The 17593-nt window shown below is 67.3% G+C and carries 15 protein-coding genes and 1 pseudogene; 8 read left to right on the top strand and 8 right to left on the bottom strand.

The window, feature by feature from the left end; all coding sequences use genetic code 11:
* Both ACZ6S6_RS11085 and ACZ6S6_RS11080 read right to left on the bottom strand, forming a co-directional pair.
* Window positions 1–302, bottom strand: a pseudogene (locus ACZ6S6_RS11085) (glycoside hydrolase family 16 protein); the annotation flags it as partial.
* Window positions 303–497: 195 nt separating this feature from the next.
* On the bottom strand, window positions 498–1091 hold the full coding sequence (locus ACZ6S6_RS11080) for a histidine phosphatase family protein (protein WP_469704975.1): 594 nt from the start codon (window positions 1089–1091) through the stop codon (window positions 498–500).
* Window positions 1092–1381: 290 nt separating this feature from the next.
* Between ACZ6S6_RS11080 and ACZ6S6_RS11075 the strand changes: the two genes are divergently transcribed.
* Window positions 1382–1597, top strand: coding sequence for a CbtB domain-containing protein (locus tag ACZ6S6_RS11075; protein ID WP_362964241.1), 216 nt, complete (start codon window positions 1382–1384; stop codon window positions 1595–1597).
* Window positions 1598–1626: 29 nt separating this feature from the next.
* Window positions 1627–2397 (top strand): CbtA family protein, encoded by a 771-nt coding sequence (locus tag ACZ6S6_RS11070; protein WP_362964243.1) that lies wholly within the window; start codon window positions 1627–1629, stop codon window positions 2395–2397.
* 138 nt (window positions 2398–2535) lie between these two features.
* Here ACZ6S6_RS11070 and ACZ6S6_RS11065 read toward each other — a convergent pair whose 3' ends face one another.
* The gene (locus ACZ6S6_RS11065; protein ID WP_469704972.1) at window positions 2536–3042 is read right to left on the bottom strand and encodes a GNAT family N-acetyltransferase; all 507 of its coding nucleotides are present in this window, start codon (window positions 3040–3042) and stop codon (window positions 2536–2538) included.
* A gap of 111 nt (window positions 3043–3153) precedes the next feature.
* Complete coding sequence (locus ACZ6S6_RS11060) at window positions 3154–3510, bottom strand: tetratricopeptide repeat protein (protein ID WP_362964247.1); 357 nt, start codon at window positions 3508–3510, stop codon at window positions 3154–3156.
* Between the two features lie 143 nt (window positions 3511–3653).
* Here ACZ6S6_RS11060 and ACZ6S6_RS11055 point away from each other — a divergent pair, with 143 nt between their 5' ends.
* The 4 genes from ACZ6S6_RS11055 (at window position 3654) to ACZ6S6_RS11040 (ending at window position 9067) form a co-directional block, all read left to right on the top strand.
* Complete coding sequence (locus ACZ6S6_RS11055) at window positions 3654–4619, top strand: pirin family protein (RefSeq protein WP_362964249.1); 966 nt, start codon at window positions 3654–3656, stop codon at window positions 4617–4619.
* A gap of 615 nt (window positions 4620–5234) precedes the next feature.
* Window positions 5235–6161 (top strand): universal stress protein, encoded by a 927-nt coding sequence (locus ACZ6S6_RS11050; RefSeq protein WP_469704969.1) that lies wholly within the window; start codon window positions 5235–5237, stop codon window positions 6159–6161.
* 273 nt (window positions 6162–6434) lie between these two features.
* Window positions 6435–7043 carry a hypothetical protein gene (locus ACZ6S6_RS11045; protein WP_469704967.1) on the top strand — a complete coding sequence of 203 codons (609 nt, stop codon included), beginning with the start codon at window positions 6435–6437 and terminating at the stop codon, window positions 7041–7043.
* A gap of 314 nt (window positions 7044–7357) precedes the next feature.
* Window positions 7358–9067 (top strand): sensor histidine kinase, encoded by a 1710-nt coding sequence (locus ACZ6S6_RS11040; RefSeq protein ID WP_469704965.1) that lies wholly within the window; start codon window positions 7358–7360, stop codon window positions 9065–9067.
* Window positions 9068–9160: 93 nt separating this feature from the next.
* Here the strand turns inward: ACZ6S6_RS11040 and ACZ6S6_RS11035 are convergent, their stop codons facing one another.
* The 3 genes from ACZ6S6_RS11035 to ACZ6S6_RS11025 form a co-directional block, all read right to left on the bottom strand.
* On the bottom strand, window positions 9161–9871 hold the full coding sequence (locus tag ACZ6S6_RS11035) for a response regulator (protein WP_469704963.1): 711 nt from the start codon (window positions 9869–9871) through the stop codon (window positions 9161–9163).
* A gap of 188 nt (window positions 9872–10059) precedes the next feature.
* Window positions 10060–10242: a hypothetical protein gene (locus ACZ6S6_RS11030; RefSeq protein ID WP_469704961.1), complete on the bottom strand. Its 183-nt coding sequence runs from the start codon at window positions 10240–10242 to the stop codon at window positions 10060–10062.
* 295 nt (window positions 10243–10537) lie between these two features.
* Window positions 10538–12100: an ABC transporter substrate-binding protein gene (locus ACZ6S6_RS11025; protein ID WP_469705016.1), complete on the bottom strand. Its 1563-nt coding sequence runs from the start codon at window positions 12098–12100 to the stop codon at window positions 10538–10540.
* Window positions 12101–13081: 981 nt separating this feature from the next.
* On the opposite strand from ACZ6S6_RS11025, the gene ACZ6S6_RS11020 reads away from it, so the two are divergent.
* Entirely contained in the window at window positions 13082–15607 is a 2526-nt protein-coding gene (locus ACZ6S6_RS11020) for a collagenase (protein ID WP_362964305.1), read from the top strand.
* Between the two features lie 223 nt (window positions 15608–15830).
* Here the strand turns inward: ACZ6S6_RS11020 and ACZ6S6_RS11015 are convergent, their stop codons facing one another.
* A complete protein-coding gene (locus ACZ6S6_RS11015; RefSeq protein WP_469704959.1) occupies window positions 15831–16823 on the bottom strand; it encodes a LysR family transcriptional regulator in 993 nt (330 codons plus the stop codon).
* Between the two features lie 247 nt (window positions 16824–17070).
* Here ACZ6S6_RS11015 and ACZ6S6_RS11010 point away from each other — a divergent pair, with 247 nt between their 5' ends.
* Entirely contained in the window at window positions 17071–17586 is a 516-nt protein-coding gene (locus ACZ6S6_RS11010) for an ATP-binding protein (RefSeq protein ID WP_469704956.1), read from the top strand.
* The last annotated feature ends 7 nt before the right edge of the window (window positions 17587–17593 follow it).

Here is a 17593-nt window from a genome sequence, read left to right as displayed (position 1 = left end):
AGATGACCCTGGCCGTCCAGCGCTGCGTTGCTGTTGCCCGCCGTGTAGTACTGCCGCTCGTGGTTGTCGACGTTGTCACCGGTCTCGATCTGCCACTTGCTGCCGTCCACGGCAGAACCGGCGGCACCGTCGAAGTCGTCGGTGAAGGACGCGGCGGCGGCGGACGACTGGGCCGTGCCCGATCCCTGCGCCGAGACAGCCGGCGCGGGGGCGCCGGAGGCGAAGCCGGAGGTGGCCGAGACGAGGGCGAGCACCGAAAGCGCGGAGACCAGGAGGCGCCTGGTCAGGTGGGGGGAACTCATGGAATTTCCTTTCCGTACAGGACGGAGGAAAAGTGACTAGCCATGCATATGACAAGTGGGGGCATGGCGGCCACGTGGGGGAGTTGGGGCCTTAGTTCACTACGTGATTTAAGAAGTGAACCAAGAGCGTGTCAAGGCTCCGTACAGACCACAGTTCTTGCACGCACCGAATCCACCGCTCCTTCGGTACGTTCGTCAGCCCGCCGGCTCCGGTGCGAGCGGCCGGCCGCAGCGCAGGTTCCACCGCCCCGACCTGCCGCTGAGTTCCGTGACCGTCAGCGGGGCCACGTCGAGGCGCCAGAAGGCCTGCGGCGGGAGATCCAGTGCGCGGACGGCCGCGGCGCGGATCACGGCAGGCTCGGCCACCCCCAGTACCCGGCCGGCGTCGCTCCCGTCGGGGGAGTCGAGCGCGTCGAGCCACGCGCCCACTCGGGCGCACAGCTCCAGCAGCGACTCACCCCCGTGCGGAGCGGCTGACGGATCCGCCAGCCAGGCCGCCACCCCTTCCGGCTCGTCCGCGCTCACCTCGGCGAGCCGGGCGCCGGACCAGCGGCCCATCTCCCAGTCCCGGAGGGCGTGTTCGACCCCGGCCCGGAGCCCGAGCGCGTCCGCCGTGGCGGCGCAGCGCAGGGACGGACCCCGCAGGCACCGGTCCGTCGCCGGCACCGCGTCCGCGGCTGCCCCGGCCTGCCGGAGCCCCGAGCCGTCAAGCGGTGCGTCACCGGCGAACCGGGCCTCGCGCAGCGCGGCGTTCATCGCCGGTGAGATCAACATCACCCGTACCGTCATTACCGCTCTCAACTCCTCTGAACTGCCTGAACTGCCTGAACTGCCTGAACTGTGGCCACTTGGCCAAGCACACCATGGCATCCGGGCCCTCGGGTGCCCCGGATGACACCATGGCGGCGCCCACGTCCAGGCGGTATGGTCGCGACGACATGACGAGGGTGTGACGGAAGTCCGGTGAGAGTCCGGCACGGTCGCGCCACTGTGAACCCGTACCTGTGCGGGAAGTCAGACCCAGCACCTTCGTCTCAGGCACCACGATCGGGACGCGTGTTCCCACAGGAGGTTCTGCCATGGCACAGACTGCTGCCCCCGCCACCGGCGCACCCGCCATCACCCCCATTTCACTGAAGGCCATCGCCCCGTGGGCGGTCTTCTTCGGCATCGTCATGCTGATCCTGCTGTACTTCGTCGGCGCCGAGCAGGGCGCCACCTCCGTCATCTCGGGTGCGGGCGTGCACGAGTGGGTCCACGACGGCCGTCACCTGCTCGGTTTCCCCTGCCACTGACCCACCGGGCTGATCCAGGGGAATCCCTCATGAACTCCATATCTGTCAGATCTATCCTGGTCCGCGGCATGCTCGCGGGCCTCATCGCGGGCGCGCTCGCGATGATCGTCGCCTACTGCCTCGGTGAGTCCCGCGTGGACGCGGCCATCGCCCTTGAGGAGGCGCACAGCCACGAGCACGGCGGCGAGGAACTCGTCAGCCGCACCGTGCAGTCCACCGCGGGCCTCGCCACCGGCGTACTCGTCTTCGGGGTGGCCATCGGCGGCATCGCCGCACTCGTCTTCTGCTACGCGCTCGGCCGGATGGGCCGGTTCGGCCCGCGGGCCACAGCGGCGCTGATCGCGGGAGCGGCCCTGCTGACCGTGTACGTCGTGCCGTTCCTGAAGTACCCGGCCAATCCGCCGGCGGTCGGCGACCCCGACACCATCGGCAGACGCACCGCGCTGTTCTTCCTGATGGTCGCCCTCAGCGTGCTGCTGGCCGTCGCCGCCGTCATCCTCGGCAAGCGGCTGGCTCCCCGCCTGGGCGCCTGGAACGCGACGATCGCCGCAGCGGCCGGCTATGTGCTGCTGATCGGCCTCGCGTACGCCTTCCTGCCCTCGTTCAACGAGGTGGGAAAGGACTTCCCGGCCACCCTGCTGTGGCAGTTCCGGCTGGCCACGCTCGCGGTTCAGTTCACGCTCTGGACCGCCTTCGGGCTGGTCTTCGGCTACCTCACCGAACGGCTGCTCGTACCGAGGACCGAGGCGGCCGCGGCCGGGAGCGGAACGGCGAAACAAGCCGCCACAGCCGCAGGCTGACCGACGCGTACACGACGGACGCGTACACGACGGACACGTACACGACGGACACACGGACGACGGACACGTGGCCCCGGCCGGAGTACGGCGGAACCCGCAGGGATTCACCCTGCGGGTTCCGCCGTATCCGGCCCCAGCTCACTCCTGGGCGGGCCCGTCCCAGTCCACCCGGTAGTGCTTCAGTCGCGAGTCCTGCTCCACGAAACGCATGCCCGCGGCGGCCATGACGCGCTGGGACGCGATGTTGTCGAGGTCGGTGTCCCCGTGCACGCAGGCGACGCCCCGGGCACGGGCGAACCCCAGCAGCGCGCGGAGCGCCTCGGAGGCGTACCCCATGCCCCGGACCGACGGTACGAGTCCATAACCGATCGAGACGTGCCCGTCCTCGTCGGGCACTCCGTGGAACCCCATCCCTCCGATCACCTGGCCGTCCTCGCCGAGCCGTATCTCGTACGAGCCGAACGGGCTCGGATCCCCGGTGTCCGCACAGGTGTTGAGCAAGCGCGTGGCCGCCGCCCGCTCGCCGGCGGAGGGATACCCGGCCGCCCAGCGGACGCCGTCCGGCGGCCGGCCCGCCGCCACGTGCTCGGCGTCGGAGGTACTCATCGGACGGAGCAGGAGGCGCGGGGTGCTGAGGGCAGTCATGGTTCATTGGACTATCACGCGGTACGGGCGGGCCGCACCCGGATATCCTCCGGTCGCGGCCCGCCCGTACCGTATGGTCCGCCGGCCTCCGGTGTTCCCGGCGACCTGCGGCTACTCGCCGCCGGCCGGGGTGAAGTCCCCGGACAGCGCGGCCGCCACCCGCAGGTGCGTGGCCGCCTCCGTCCGGTGCCCCTGCCGCTCCAGCGTGCGGCCGAGCATCAGCCGTGCGTAGTACTCCACGGGATCGAGCTCCAGCACCGCGCGCAGCTCCGTCTCGGCCAGGCCGAGCCGTGCCGAGTGGTAGTAGGCCCTGGCCAGCAGCAACCGCGGCGCGACCAGTTCCGGCGCCTCCTCGACGAGCCCGCCCAGAATCCGGGCCGCGACCATGTACTCCTTCGACTCGAAGAAGAACCGCGCGCGCTCCCACCGCTCGGCGGCGGTACCGAACTCGTAGTAGGTGTCGCTCATTCGTCCTCCTCGGTCGAGGCTCGCCGCCGGGCCGGTCCCGTACGCGTCCAATCGCCACAACACCCCGAGATGGTTTAACATTCCACTAAATACTCGGCGTGGGTGACGCCCGGCCGGACCCGCGCGGGAATAGGTTGAGCGCCATGAGCAATCTCGATCGCCAGGCCACACCCTCCGTCTGTGGAGGGCGCGGCTTCGTCGTCGCCGAACCGGTACGTGAACTCCTCACCCCGCGCCGCGTGAAGCTCGGGGAGTCCACCGAAGTGCGCAGACTGCTGCCCAATCTGGGCCGCCGCATGGTCGGGGCATGGGCCTTCGTCGATCATTACGGCCCCGACGACATCACCGATGAGCCCGGTATGCAGGTGCCGCCCCACCCCCACATGGGCCTGCAGACGGTCAGCTGGCTGCACGAGGGAGAGGTCCTGCACCGCGACAGCCTCGGCAGCCTGGCCACGGTCCGCCCGTACGAACTCGGCCTGATGACCTCGGGACGGGCGATCAGCCACTCCGAGGAGAGCCCCGCATCCCACGCCGCGCTGTTGCACGGCGCTCAGCTCTGGGTCGCGCTACCGGACGCCCACCGCGACGTCGAGCCGCACTTCCAGCACCACTCCGACCTGCCGACGGTCACCGCCCCGGGCCTCACCGCCACCGTGATCCTCGGCGACCTCGACGGCGCGACCTCGCCCGGCACCGCGTACACCCCGATCGTCGGCGCGGACCTGGCTCTGAGCCGCGGCGCCGAGGCGCGTCTCCCGCTCGACCCCGACTTCGAGTACGCGGTGCTGTCGATGTCCGGCGAGGCCGAGGTCGACGGCGTACCCGTCCTGCCCGGCTCGATGCTCTACCTCGGCTGCGGCCGCACGGAGCTCCCGCTGCGCGCGGAATCCGACGCCGGTCTGATGCTCGTGGGGGGTGAGCCCTTCGAGGAGGAGATCATCATGTGGTGGAACTTCGTGGCCAGAACCCAGGACGACATCACGCAGGCCCGCGAGGACTGGATGAACGGTGATCGGTTCGGCACCGTACGCGGCTATGACGGTGCACCGCTTCCCGCGCCCACGTTGCCCCCTGTGCCCTTGAAGCCCCGGGGGCGAGTGCGCTGACGTGTGCGTATGTCGGTACTGGGTCGTCCTCGTCCTGGGCGATTCCGGGATGGGCGGCTGCCTCCGCCGAGGTGCGCCAGGAGCGCGACAGGTTCGGGATTCCCGGGACGGCGGTACGGCAGCGTGTGACCTTGTTCGGCAAGGTCCGCCAAGACGGATGCTGACCGATCGCCGACTTACCTGATGGCGTTTCAGGCGAATTGGGCTTCCCTGTGCAGTCGCTGCGACACCTGCCCCGCGCCCTGACCGGCGGGGGCTCTCACTCAGTTCTTACGGCAGCGACGGGATGCGGGCCGTCCGTGGGAGGCCGAGCCGCGCCAGATGTGGCCGACCGGGATTGAGGGTCGCCTGCTCCGTACTTGGATTCCCGCTCCGAAACGTCAGGACCCGACGCGGCAGGGCCGAAGAGGCGAGGACCAGCGGGACGTGCGGGGCGAGAGCTACGGGGTGTTTGCCGATGGTCCCCAGACCGGGGCCGGTTGACCCCTGACCTGGGCGACGGGTGGGCCGGATGCTGGGGTGAGCCTCCAACATCCGGACAGCGGATCAGGGGGCTGTTCACGGGCCCGCGCGGCACAGGTTCGCAGGGGCCCCGGCATATCTGAGGAGCGAACCATGAGCGGTTCCAGCGTACGAAGTGTGGTGGTCGGTGTGGATGCCTCGGCCCACGCCCAGGCAGCTCTCGACTGGGCCGCCGACGAGGCCGTCCTGCGTGGTGTGCCATTGCGTATCGCCCACGCCTGGACAATGGCCCCGCACCGTGCGCCGGGCACCGGCGGGGTCGGGGCCGCGAAGAGCCTGCTCCAGGCGGCGGAGGAGATTCTGGCTCGGGCCGGCGGCCGCGCCCAGGCGCGGCACAGCGGATTGCGGGTGGACTTCGAGGTGTTGCCCGAGGAGGCGGTGCCGGGGCTGATCCGGCTGGCGCACGACGCCGAGCTGCTGGTGGTTGGCTCCCGGGGGCTGGGCCGCTTCAGGTCCGTACTGATCGGTTCGGTCAGCCAGAGCCTGGTTGCCCATGCGCCCTGCCCCGTCGTCGTCTTCCGTGGCCCCTCCGAGGCGGCTGATCCGGTGGCTGATCGGGCTGAGCCGAGCGATACGTCGACGAGGTGCGATCCCGGTGCGGTCGTCCTGGGAGCGGCTCCGTGCGAGACGGCCGGGCCGGTGGCGTTCGCGTTCGCCGAGGCGGCCCGGCGCGGAGTCTCGCTGCTGGCAGTTCGCACCTGGACATACCCGGCGAGTTACAGCCCTTACGTGGCGGTGCCGTTGGACGGCTCGGATGTGTGCAACGAGGAGGAGAGCCGGGGCTTGCTGGAGGTCATTGCCGCACCCCGCGAGGAGTACCCGGATGTGAAGGTGTTCACGGAGGTCGGGATGAGCGAGGCGGCCACGACACTGGTCCGCCTCTCAGCCGGGGCCGGCCTGGTGGTGCTCGGAGCCGACCGCGACCGCAATCGTTTCGCACCGCCGATAGGCCGCGTCACCCAGCAAGTGCTGCACCACGCCCACGCTCCCGTCGCCGTCGTGCCCCACGGGCGCTCCTGACGGGCCGTTCGGATCCCCGCCATCGAAGGACGGTGAACGGCAGTGCCGCGAGGCGCCAGCCGTCCGGCGGTCGGAGCACCAGGGCCACCACCTCGCCGAGCAGTGACGGCCTGCCGCAAGAGCCTCTTGGAATAGGGCCGTTCGGCTGCTGGATGGGGCCTGTGAGCCTCTGCGGTCACGGAACCGAGCTCGGCAGGATACGGAGTAGCAGCACCACACACGGGATTGCGCACCGCGCATTGCCCACCGGAGTCCCGAAGGGACGTGCACACCATGGCAGTCAACGAGCGCACACACCGAAGGTTTCCCACTTGGCACCGGACCGCTTCGCCCGCTGACCCCGGAGAGATCGCGGCGGGCGCGTCCAGCACCCGTGCGCAGGTGTTCGCCGGCGTGCGGCTGCTGATCGGGGTCGTCTTCCTGTGGGCTTTCCTCGACAAGGCGTTCGGCTGGGGATACGCGACTCCGTCGGGCAAGGGCTGGGTCGACGGTGGCTCGCCCACCAAGGGCTTCCTCAGTGGTGTAGCCGCAGGACCGATGGAGAGCACTTTCCACTCCTGGGCAGGAGCCGGCTGGGTGGACTGGTCGTTCATGCTCGGACTGCTCGCCATCGGCCTGGCCCTGGCCAGCGGGATCGCCCTGAGGGCCGCCGCCGTAGCCGGCACGGTCATGATGGCGTTCATGTGGGTGGCCGAATGGCCGCTGGCCAGGCATCTGTCCGACGGATCGCCGAGTATGTCGAGCAATCCGATCGTCGACTACCACGTCGTGTACGCCGCCGCCATGATCGCCCTCGCTGCTGCTTCCGCCGGGACCACCTGGGGATTCGGTCAGATCTGGGCACGGTTGCCGATCGTCAAGCGTTACCGATGGCTCCGCTGAACCATCAGCTGAACGAGGCATCGCTCACCCCGTGTGCGCCGACCGGATCCCCGGGTCGGCGCACACGGCCGTCCGGCCCGAAGACACGGGACCACCGGCCCACTGGGTGTGGGACCGGGCGCGAGGCCGGCTCACCGCCGTGACCGGGGAAGTGAGTACCAGCCCGGTGTGCGTTGCCCGTAGACCTGTCCGTTTGCGGTGAGGCGGACAGAACTGGGCGGAGCAGGGGCCGGGCCCCCGACGGAGTGCACGTAACGTGGCGTGGATCGCCGCGTCAGCGGCCACGGTCGGGCAGCGCCCCCAGGGAGATCCACATGATCGGCGAGACAGAGGACGACCAGGGCAAATATCAACTGGACCCGTCGCTTCGCGAACTGCAGGCGCGGCTGGACCTGACCCGTGACGCGAGGGACCGGGTGGACAGCCTGCTGGGAGCGGTCCTGGCGGTGGGAAGGGAACTGGAGCTGGACCAGGTACTACGGCACATCGTGGAGTCCGCGGTGGCACTGGTGGACGCCCAGTACGGGGCGTTGGGGGTGATCGGTGTCGGCCAGCGGCTGTCCCAGTTCATCACCGTCGGCTTCGACGACGCGCAGGTGGCGGCGATCGGTGCGCTTCCGGAGGGGCACGGCCTGCTCGGGGAACTGATCCGCAACCCGGAGCCGCTAAGGCTGAGGGAGCTGTCCACGCATCCGGCCTCCTACGGCTTCCCACCCAACCACCCGCCGATGGACACGTTCCTCGGTGTGCCGATCTGGGTTCGCGGTGAGGTGTTCGGCAACATCTATCTGGCCGAGAAGCGCGGCGGCGGCCAGTTCGCTGCCGAGGACGAGGCGGTGCTGAAGACTCTGGCTGCGGCGGCCGGTGTGGCGATTGACAACGCTTCGCTCTACAGCCAGGCACGGCAGCGCGAGCGCTGGCTCACTGCCAGCGCCGAGGTCACGAACAGTCTGCTTACCGGGTCCGGGCGTGCTGATGTGCTGCAGTTGCTGGCCGAACGGTCACGGACCATCGCCGAAGCGGACCTGGCCGTGATCGCTCTGGCCTTCGGCCCGGGTCAACTCATCGTCGAGATGGCTGTGGGCGAGGGGGCCGCGGCCCACCGGGGCTTGGTTCTGCCGGCGGAAGGGTCTTTCGTCGGGGCGGCTCTGCACTCAGAGGAGCCGATCATTAGTGCTGCCGTCAACAAGGACGCGAGGATCACGGCCGGTTCGGCGCGCTGGCAGGGGCTCGGGCCCGCTGTCGCAGTGCGCATGGGGACGGCCAAGGGCGGGGTGCGCGGGGTGCTGATGCTGGCCCGCACCGAGGGGGGCGCCGAGTTCACCGCGGAGGACGCGGGTCCGTTGCTGGGTTTTGCCGGTCAGGCTGCGCTGGCCCTGGAACTGGCCGAGCGGCGTCGTGATGTCGAGCAGATTACCCTGCTGGAGGACCGCGACCGGATCGCCCGAGACCTGCACGACCTGGCGATCCAGCGGCTCTTCGCGACCGGCATGACGTTGCAGAGTGCCGAGCGTTTCATAGAGCACCCGGAGGCACTGGAGCGGGTCCACCGCGCCGTGGACGATCTGGATGCCACCGTGAAGATAATCCGGTCGACCATCTTCGGTCTGCGGGCCCGCGACGTCGGGCCCGGCGGCCAGGGCCTGCGGGCTCGCGTGGTGGACACCGTGGAGCGGGCGGTCGCCACGCTGGGCTGCACGCCCGCTCTGCGGATGGAGGGCCTGCTCGACACCGAGGTCCCCAGCGACTTCAGCGACAGTCTTCTGGCGGTGCTGGGCGAGGCGTTGAGTAATGTGACCCGCCACGCCGAGGCGCGGGCCGTCGAGGTCGTGGTCGCAGCGACACGCACGGATCTCACGCTCACCGTGGTCGACGACGGAGTCGGTATCGCGGACGGCGCGGTTCGGAGCGGATTGGCCAACCTTGACGAGCGGGCCCGGCGGTGCGGGGGAACATTCGTCGTCGCTCCGCGGATCCCGCGCGGGACCCGACTGGAGTGGCAGGTGCCGATCAGGCGCGCCTGACGTCGCGTTGCTGCACGGGGGCACTGCGACCGTGTCCGTCCTGAGGCGCATCGGGCCGGCCGGAGGGCGGACAGCAGTGCTCCGGGGCAGGTGCTATCGGAGGCTCTGGTCGCGGTCCTTGCCCACCAGCATCGCGGCCTGAATGCGGCGCTCGACGCCCAGTTTGGCCAGGATGCGCGATATGTGGTTCTTGATGGTCTTTTCGGCGAGGAAGAGGGTCTGACCGATCTGGCGATTGGTCAGGCCGTCTCCGATGAGGGTGAGAATAGCCAGTTCGCGTTCGGTCAGTTGGGCCAGCACCGGATCGGCCTGCGGGGCCGGCGCCTGCGGACGTCGCAGACTCGCCATCAGACGTCCTGTGGTCGCAGGGTCGAGCATCGACTGGCCGGAGGCGACTGTGCGGACGGCGGTGACCAGGTCGGATCCCTTGATCTGCTTGAGCACGTAGCCTGCGGCCCCGGCCATGATCGAGTCGAGCAGAGCATCATCGTCGTCGAAGGAGGTAAGGATCAGGCAGGCCAGCTCCGGCATCCGTGAGCGCAGCTCTCGGCACAGAGTGACTCCGTTCCCGTCCGGGAGCCGCATGTCCAGGACAGCGACCTGGGGGCGGAGCGCGGGGATTCGGACCAATGCCTGTGCGCAGGTTCCGGCCTCGCCCACGACCGCGATGTTCTCCTCTGCCTGCAGCAGGTCGCGCACCCCGCGCCGGACCACTTCGTGGTCGTCCAGGAGGAACACCTGGATCGGTTGGGATACCTCGCTCGACGAGGAAATGGGGTCTTCCGGAGGACTTACCGCGTTCATGGGTCTTTCCTCGCAAGGGTGTGTCGTCGGGCACCGGGCGACAGGCGCGGCCGGGTGCTGCCAGCATGGCCCTTGCGGTGGCCCTCCGCACAGGGCCGACCGGTCCCCTCTTCCAACTATGGAATGCCGTGCACGTAGGCCGGTTCGACGGCGTAGGCGAAGGTTGCTGATCTTGGGGTTTCGCGTGGTTACCGCTTCCTGGTGAAGTTGCCGGTGTCGGCCTCGGTGAGGACGTCGAGTTTGACGAGGCGTTCAGCTTGGCGCGGCTGCCTTCGATGTTCTTCGGGTGTCGCGAGGTATCCGAGGCGAGTCTCGGCCTCCTGCAGCCGACTCTGCAGTTTCTCAATGTGCGTGCGGAGGTCGTCGGCCAAGGGTTTGCAGGGAAGCAACACCTTGCTTCCCTGCAAACCCCAAGGGTCCTGTCGGCTGCACGGAAGAAGCACTCTCCAGGCGAAGAAGCGTACCGGGTCGTACCCGCGTGTCCGCATCGAGAGCGGCGGCGAACCTTTCGCGGCTGAGCCGACACAGATTGGGTCTGCCGATGGCCTTTGGCCGGACAGGGCGCGGGCGCGACCGCCATAGTCTGCTCGCCATAGCGCGACGTCAGAAGAGGACGCAGGTCACCGGTTTGGAACCCCGACGCTTCAGCCCGACCTCCTTGTGCGGTCAGATCCAGTTCAGGCGCCACAGGCGGAGAACACCCGTACCGTCCGACACGTACTGGCCGCCGCCGACATCCTTGCTGGATACCACGAAATCTTTGGCTTGCCACAGGGGGATGACCGGAACATCGCGAGCAATGGCCGCCTGAAGGCCTTTCAGGTCGCCTGCAGCTTTGCTGCGGTCGGAAAAGCGCTGACTTGCGGCGATCATGCGATCGACGGCCTTGCTGCTGTAACCCGTCTTCATGGCGCTGTCCGTGCCGACGATGGGTGAGCCAAAAGTGTCGGGATCCGGATAGTCGGCGACCCAGCCAACGGCGTAAGCGTCCAGTTTTCCGCTTGCCCAGTGCTTCTGGAAATCATGCCACTCATAGCCTTTGAGGCTCACCTTGAACAGCCCGCTGGTATCGAGTTGTCTTTTTATCTCTGCGGCTTCCTCGGCGGCGGATCCACGTCCCTCGGCATAACTGTAGGTAAAATGCAAAGGCAGTGTCTCGCCGGCTTCGGTGAGCAATTGGCGAGCGTTGCTGACATCCCGATTGGGATAGTTGTCGAAGAACGAGGTGGTGTGGCCGGCGATGCCCGTAGGGATCAGCGAGTAGAGCGGGTCGATGGTGCCCTCGTAGACGTTGTAGGCGAGCCGCTCTCGGTCGATCAGCCAGGCCATTGCCTGCCGAATTCGAGGGTCGTGAAACGGCCTGCCCCGACGAGTGTTGAGGTAGAGGTTTCGAGTTTCGGAGCTGCTCGCTTCCGACACATGCAGCCCGGGGTCACTCGGGTTCAGGTCGGCGAGCACTTCAGGCGGAAGGCGCCGGGTGGCGACGTCGATCCGGCGGGTCTTCCATGCCTGAGCAAGGGCGTCGGGATCATCGTAATAGCGAAGTTCGATGGGCTGGCCAGTCTCTTTGATAGCACCCTTGTAGTGAGAGTTGGGCGAAAGAACCGCCTTTTCGCCTTTCACGTACGAGACGAGAGCGTACGGTCCTGTGCCGTCGATCTGACCACCGGGGCGCAGGGCGTCAATCGGGTACTTGGTCGAGTCGACGATCGAGCCCGCTCCGGTAGCCACCTTGAACGGGAACGTGGCGTCCGGTCTTGTCAGCCTGAAATTGACAATCCGGTCACGGGCATCTACCGAATCGATCGTTTCCAGTAGAGACGCAGGTCCCACTTCGGAATCTATTTGCTTGACGCGCTCGAAGGAGAACTTCACATCTGCGGCCGTCATGCTGCGTCCGCTGGGAAAGGTGATGTCACTCCGGAGCAGACAGCGATAGGTGCGCAGGTCAGGGGTGACGAAGGAGCAGCTCTCGGCCGCATCCGGCACGGGCTCGACCGCTCCGGCCTTGAGGGTCAACAGCGTCTGAAAAACGTTGCTGTACAGAGCCAAAGAGCCAGAGTCATAGCTGCCGGCCGGGTCGAGTGACGTTGCGGGTTCCGTTGTTCCGACCTTTATGGTCCTGCCCTGCTCGTCCGGTGGCAGTAGCACCAGACAAGCTGCTGTCGCCACCGCAACTACCGTGAGCACTATCAGGATCGCACGGGTGCGAATACGAACCGATCCCATCAACCTTCTCCTCGCAAGATCGAGGCGAATAGGTAAGTTCATTGGATCCCCCACTACTTCAAGCCAGGATTTCGGGAAACGGATGTCAGTGAACGCGAGTGATTCGACATCGCAAAGCTCCATCCAGGAGATGCCCCACCAGCGTCCTGAAGAAGGCGTCAGCTCAAAGGAAGCCATAACGGATCATCGCCACTGGCCTGTCGCGTCGAAGGTCAGAACACAACACTCAACGACGGCGCGTTGACCGCATGGCGTCGTCCTGTAGTGCCGCCACGAAGAAGAACGCGGCGAGCTCGGTCACGCTACTCGCTCCGGTCGATTCCGTGCTCATGCCGTGTCACGCGAAGAGTTCCGCATCGGGCATGCGCGGCGCGGTGCAATTGCGTCCCCTCCGTAGGCTGAACGATTCCGCTCCCGGCCACTGAATGCCCCGCGCTCCCGAAAGCCGAAATCACACACGGCACACACGTGTGCCACAGCACCAGAGCCATCGCCACACCTCGCTGCGTGGCCGAAGAGACGCCCAATTATGCGCGTGCGTCGCCCCTCCCGGGGCTCGGTGGCGCTTCTCACCCGAAGTCTTATGCCTGATCCGACGGAACTGTTATGCCCCGGTCTGCAAGGAGGGCAGGGTCGGATCGACAGAACTCGCTCCCCTCCAACCAGGCGTTCTTGCTCTATGCCGGGTCGACGTGGGGGCTCTCGTGCACAAATTGACAACCCTGTGTTCCCTCGGGTGACTTCCCTGTGACATGTCACCTGTGCAATGGTCCATCTCGCAGGGCGTGGGCATGCCAAGTCGGGCGGTCGTTCCATCTCCCGTCCCGTCGTCGGCGCGGTCTTCCCACTGTCCACGTCCTCTCCCCCCATTCAGTCGGCCGCGTCCCGCGCGGCCAGACCCCCTCCCTGGGAGGCGTAGTGAGAACGTCACTTGTCCGGCGAAGTCTGGGCGCGGCGCTGCCGCTGACCCTGGCCCTCGCCATGGGCATAGGCCTGCTGGCTCAGCCGGCCGGCGCAACGGAGAACACTCAGTCCGCCTCACGCATGGAGGCGGGAGGCCCGAACCGTGCTGAACCCCCGCCCGTCGCGCAACACGCCGCCGCCGAGACGGAGCATGTCGCGAAGGGACGCCTGAAGGCGTCTCAGCTTCCGCCCTTGGCCGCAAGCAAGGACGCACTCAAGGAGGTCTACGGCAAGGACGCGAAACCGCCCGCGCAGCCCTCCAAGTCGGCGGCGAAGACGGTCAGGGGGGCGGCCGGGAAGAAGAGCGTCGCCGCGTGCAGCGTCTCCGACTTCACGAGCCGCACCGGCAGCGCGCTGGTGCAGCAGATCAAGGCGTCGACGACCGACTGCGTCAACACGCTGTTCAACCTGACCGGGAACGACGCCTACTACGCCTTCCGCGAAGCGCAGATGGCCTCTGTCGCCTATGCCCTGCGCGACGGTTCAGCGTCCTACCCCGGCAACTCCAGCACCGGTATGCCGCAGGTCGTGCTCTACCTGCGTGCCGGCTACTACGTTCAGTACTACAACACCACTGCGGTGGGCGCCTACGGCAGCACACTGCAGACGGCCATCCGCTCGGGCCTCGACGCCTTCTTCGCCAGCTCGCACTCGCGCGACGTCAACGACGCCAACGGTGAGACACTCGCCGAGGCCGTCACGCTCATCGACAGCGCCGAGGAGAACGCCCGCTACATCTACATCGTCAAGCAGATGCTGGCGGACTACAACTCCTCCTGGGACACCTCCTGGTGGATGCTCAACGCGGTCAACAACGTCTACACCGTGACCTTCCGCGGCCACCAGGTGCCGGCGTTCGTGACCGCGGTCCAGTCCGACCCCAGCCTGATCGATGCCCTGTACAACTTCGCCTCCGGCCACCTGTCACTGCTGGGGACGGACCAGTCCTACCTGACGTCCAACGCCGGGCGTGAACTGGGCAGGTTCCTGCAGCACTCCGCACTGCAGTCCAAGCTCCGGCCCCTGGTCAGCGGTCTGCTGAACGCCAGCTCGATCAAGGGCACCACCGCACCGCTCTGGGTCGGCGTAGCGGAGATGACCGACTACTACGACAAGGCCAACTGCTCCGCCTACGGCACCTGCGACCTGCAGTCGCAGCTGGCGAACTCGGTCCTGACGGTGACCTACCCGTGCAGTTCCAGCATCACCATCAAGGCCCAGCAGATGAGCTCGAGCGAGCTGTCGTCAAGCTGCTCCAGCCTGCGCAGCCAGGACGCGTACTTCCACAACATCGTCCGGGACAACGGCCCTGTCGCCAACGACAACAACAGCACCATCGAGGTCGTGGTCTTCGACTCCAGCACCGACTACCAGACGTACGCCGGTGCCATGTACGGGATCGACACCAACAACGGCGGCATGTACCTCGAGGGGAACCCGGCGGCGGCCGGCAACCAGCCCCGGTTCATCGCCTACGAGGCCGAGTGGGTGCGCCCGGACTTCCAGATCTGGAACCTGAACCACGAGTACACGCACTACCTCGACGGCCGGTTCGACATGGCCGGCGACTTCGGCGCCGGCATCACGACACCGACCATCTGGTGGATCGAGGGCTTCGCGGAGTACGTCTCCTACTCCTACCGCGGTGTTCCCTACACCGAGGCGATGACGGAGGCAGGCCGTAGCACCTACGCCCTGAGCACCCTGTTCGACACCACGTACAGCAACGACACCACGCGCATCTACCGCTGGGGCTACCTCGCCACCCGGTACATGCTCGAGAACCACCGCACGGACATGGACACCGTCCTCGGCTACTACCGTTCCGGCAACTGGAACGCCGCCCGTACCTACCTGACCAGCACCATCGGCACCCGCTACAACAACGACTGGTACACCTGGCTGGCGGGCTGCGCGGCCGGCAACTGCGGCGGGGGCACCAACCCGCCCGGCAACCAGGCACCCACCGCCGCGTTCACCACCGCCGTTCAGGGCCTGAACGTCACCTTCACCGACCAGTCCACGGACGCCGACGGCACCATCGCCTCCAGGTCCTGGAACTTCGGTGACGGCACCACCTCCACCGCCACCAGCCCCAGCAAGACCTACAGCTCCGCCGGGGCCTACACGGTGAAGCTGACCGTCACCGACGACAAGGGAGCGACCGCCACTGCCACAAGGACGGTCACCGTCAGCAGCGGCGGAGGCACCGGTACCGAGTGCACCGGCACCGACACCAGGGAGCTCGGCCAGAACTGCCAGCGCAGCAACCAGTCCGCCACCACCGGGAACTACACCTACCTCTACCTCTACGTCCCGGCCGGCACCACCCAGCTGAAGATCACCACCGCGGGCGGCACGGGTGACGCGGACCTGTACTACAGCGCCGGCGGCTGGCCCGGCACCACCAGCTACACGCAGCGTGCCACGGGGGCCGGCAACAGCCACACCCTGACCATCAACAACCCGCCGACCGGCGCCAACTACATCAGCCTGAACGCCGTGAGCAGCTTCAGCGGCGTCACCGTCAGCACCAGCTACTGACAGAAGGGCACTACGGAGAACCACAACTCCACTACGGCCCGGGGCGGCTCCCCCCGCCCCGGGCGACGTCCGGGGCGGCGGTACGGGGGTTCACCTCCGCTGCACCGGGCGGCGAACGACTGCCGCTTGCGCAGTCGACGTTCCCCATGCGTACGAGCCCTTGGACACCGACCGGAGGCGCCGCGTACATCCCCGCAAGCATCCCGCGAGACGCCGTCGCTCATCAGGCCGGACCGGGAAGCGCCCGTCTGGGTCCGTCCATGGGGCGAGGGGGCGCGTACGTGCGTGCCACCCACTTCTGAAAGTGCGGGGCCTGAGCCAGCAGTTGACAGTGGGCACGGACGGCATGATGGTGCACGGCCTCGACAACCGACGCGTCAACCAGGTTGCGGCGCCAAAGCAGCAGATGCCGCTGCCACAGAGGATCCCCCGCCAGGGGTTTGATCAGCACCCCGCCTATGGGGCACACGGTGGGCTGAACTGCGGCCACCCCAAGACCTTTAGCGATCATCGACTGCAATTGATCAAGCACATGAAACTCGTGGGTGACCGCAGGTGTGAAACCCGCAGCCCGACAGGCGTCGTAGAAGGCGCCAGGCCACCCCACCCCGTCATCGGAAGAGACGAACCACGTGTCCTCGGACAGCCCCTCCAGGGGAATCTCCAGGCGGTGCGCCAGCGGGTGTCCGGCGTGGATGGCTACGAAAACCGGAACAGTTCTGATCGCACGATGATCCAGATCCGGAGAGTGGTGAATCGGTATCCCAGGGTAGTCGCACCCCAGGCCGACGTCGAGTTCACCAGCTTCCAGGAGGCTGAGGAGCTCTCCGGTGGCGTACACGCTACTGACAGAAACGACGAGATCGGGGCAAGCGTCGCGGAGGGCGTCCAGCAGCGCGGGCACCACTGGTGTGTTGATGACACCGAGACGGAGTCGACGTGCCGCTGCGGGTGTGCAGGCGTGCCGCAGGCGGGTGAGATTGTCCGCGAGCGTCAGAACTTCCCGGGCCTGGCCCACGATCTGCGCGCCATAGGGGGTGAGCTCCATACCTGTGCTGCTGCGAACGAACACTCCCTCACCGAGGAGCCCCTCGATACGGCGCAGTTGCGTGCTCATCGCGGGCTGGGTGTATCCGAGCGCAGCGGCCGCCCGGCCGACGCCCCCCGAGTCGGCTATCGCGCACAGCACGCGCAAGTGGCGCAACTCAAGCTCCATGGGGAACACCTCGCTCTGGGTGAACAGAGTTCCATTATGCGCCAGAAAGAAGGATGTGGGCGCCCTGCGAAGGCCCCGCTCCCGTGCCACCCGCTATCTCGCAGAGCGAGGGTTATGGATGAGCCTCATGATCCGGTATGACCCGGTCTGTTGTTTGGGAATGCCCCTCGTGCAAGTCTCGAAATCAGTATAATTCCGCAGATGCCACTGCGGAACCTGAAGCACCCCGCCATTGAGGAGCGACATCATGCCTCACACTCGCATCACCTTCACCGTCGAGGCAACCGAAGCAGCGGTTCACGGCGCCCGCCACCGCGTATCCACTGCGGTAAGGCGGTGGGGAGGGCCCGTCGACGAAGAGCTGTGTTTCCATCTGGAACTGGTGGCATCGGAACTACTCACCAACGGTCTGCGTCATGCGGGCGGACCCATGACCGCCGAGGTAACACTGATGCATGACCTCGTTGTCGTCGCGGTCCTTGACGGCTGTCCGGAGCTTCCGCGGTCTCGACCGACGCAGATCGACGACGAGTGTGGGCGTGGACTCGCCTTGATCGAGGACCTCTGTCTGATTCAGGGGGCCGAGACAACTCCCGACGGCAAGCGCTGCTGGGCGGTTCTGCCTGTGAGGACGGCATGCGATCCGGCCGTCGAGTTGGTGCCGGGTGGAGGCCAGGACAACGGCTCCATGGCGGACCGCGCGCGCTGGTCGCTGTCCCCGAACGGGCGAGGTCTGCTGTCGGGTTTGTTCCCGGCTGCGTAAGGCGCGC

The organism is Streptomyces sp. NPDC048671 (genome assembly GCF_055587045.1).
The sequence above is the reverse complement of the archived record's forward strand: the minus strand, read 5'-3'. Positions and strand labels throughout refer to the sequence as shown.

Coding starts and splice junctions, on each gene's coding strand:
- ACZ6S6_RS11080 (WP_469704975.1), bottom strand. CDS start 1,091: ATGACGGTACGGGTGATGTTGATCTCACCGGCGATGAACGCCGCGCTG.
- ACZ6S6_RS11075 (WP_362964241.1), top strand. CDS start 1,382: ATGGCACAGACTGCTGCCCCCGCCACCGGCGCACCCGCCATCACCCCC.
- ACZ6S6_RS11070 (WP_362964243.1), top strand. CDS start 1,627: ATGAACTCCATATCTGTCAGATCTATCCTGGTCCGCGGCATGCTCGCG.
- ACZ6S6_RS11065 (WP_469704972.1), bottom strand. CDS start 3,042: ATGACTGCCCTCAGCACCCCGCGCCTCCTGCTCCGTCCGATGAGTACC.
- ACZ6S6_RS11060 (WP_362964247.1), bottom strand. CDS start 3,510: ATGAGCGACACCTACTACGAGTTCGGTACCGCCGCCGAGCGGTGGGAG.
- ACZ6S6_RS11055 (WP_362964249.1), top strand. CDS start 3,654: ATGAGCAATCTCGATCGCCAGGCCACACCCTCCGTCTGTGGAGGGCGC.
- ACZ6S6_RS11050 (WP_469704969.1), top strand. CDS start 5,235: ATGAGCGGTTCCAGCGTACGAAGTGTGGTGGTCGGTGTGGATGCCTCG.
- ACZ6S6_RS11045 (WP_469704967.1), top strand. CDS start 6,435: ATGGCAGTCAACGAGCGCACACACCGAAGGTTTCCCACTTGGCACCGG.
- ACZ6S6_RS11040 (WP_469704965.1), top strand. CDS start 7,358: ATGATCGGCGAGACAGAGGACGACCAGGGCAAATATCAACTGGACCCG.
- ACZ6S6_RS11035 (WP_469704963.1), bottom strand. CDS start 9,871: ATGAACGCGGTAAGTCCTCCGGAAGACCCCATTTCCTCGTCGAGCGAG.
- ACZ6S6_RS11025 (WP_469705016.1), bottom strand. CDS start 12,100: ATGGGATCGGTTCGTATTCGCACCCGTGCGATCCTGATAGTGCTCACG.
- ACZ6S6_RS11020 (WP_362964305.1), top strand. CDS start 13,082: ATGGGCATAGGCCTGCTGGCTCAGCCGGCCGGCGCAACGGAGAACACT.
- ACZ6S6_RS11015 (WP_469704959.1), bottom strand. CDS start 16,823: ATGGAGCTTGAGTTGCGCCACTTGCGCGTGCTGTGCGCGATAGCCGAC.
- ACZ6S6_RS11010 (WP_469704956.1), top strand. CDS start 17,071: ATGCCTCACACTCGCATCACCTTCACCGTCGAGGCAACCGAAGCAGCG.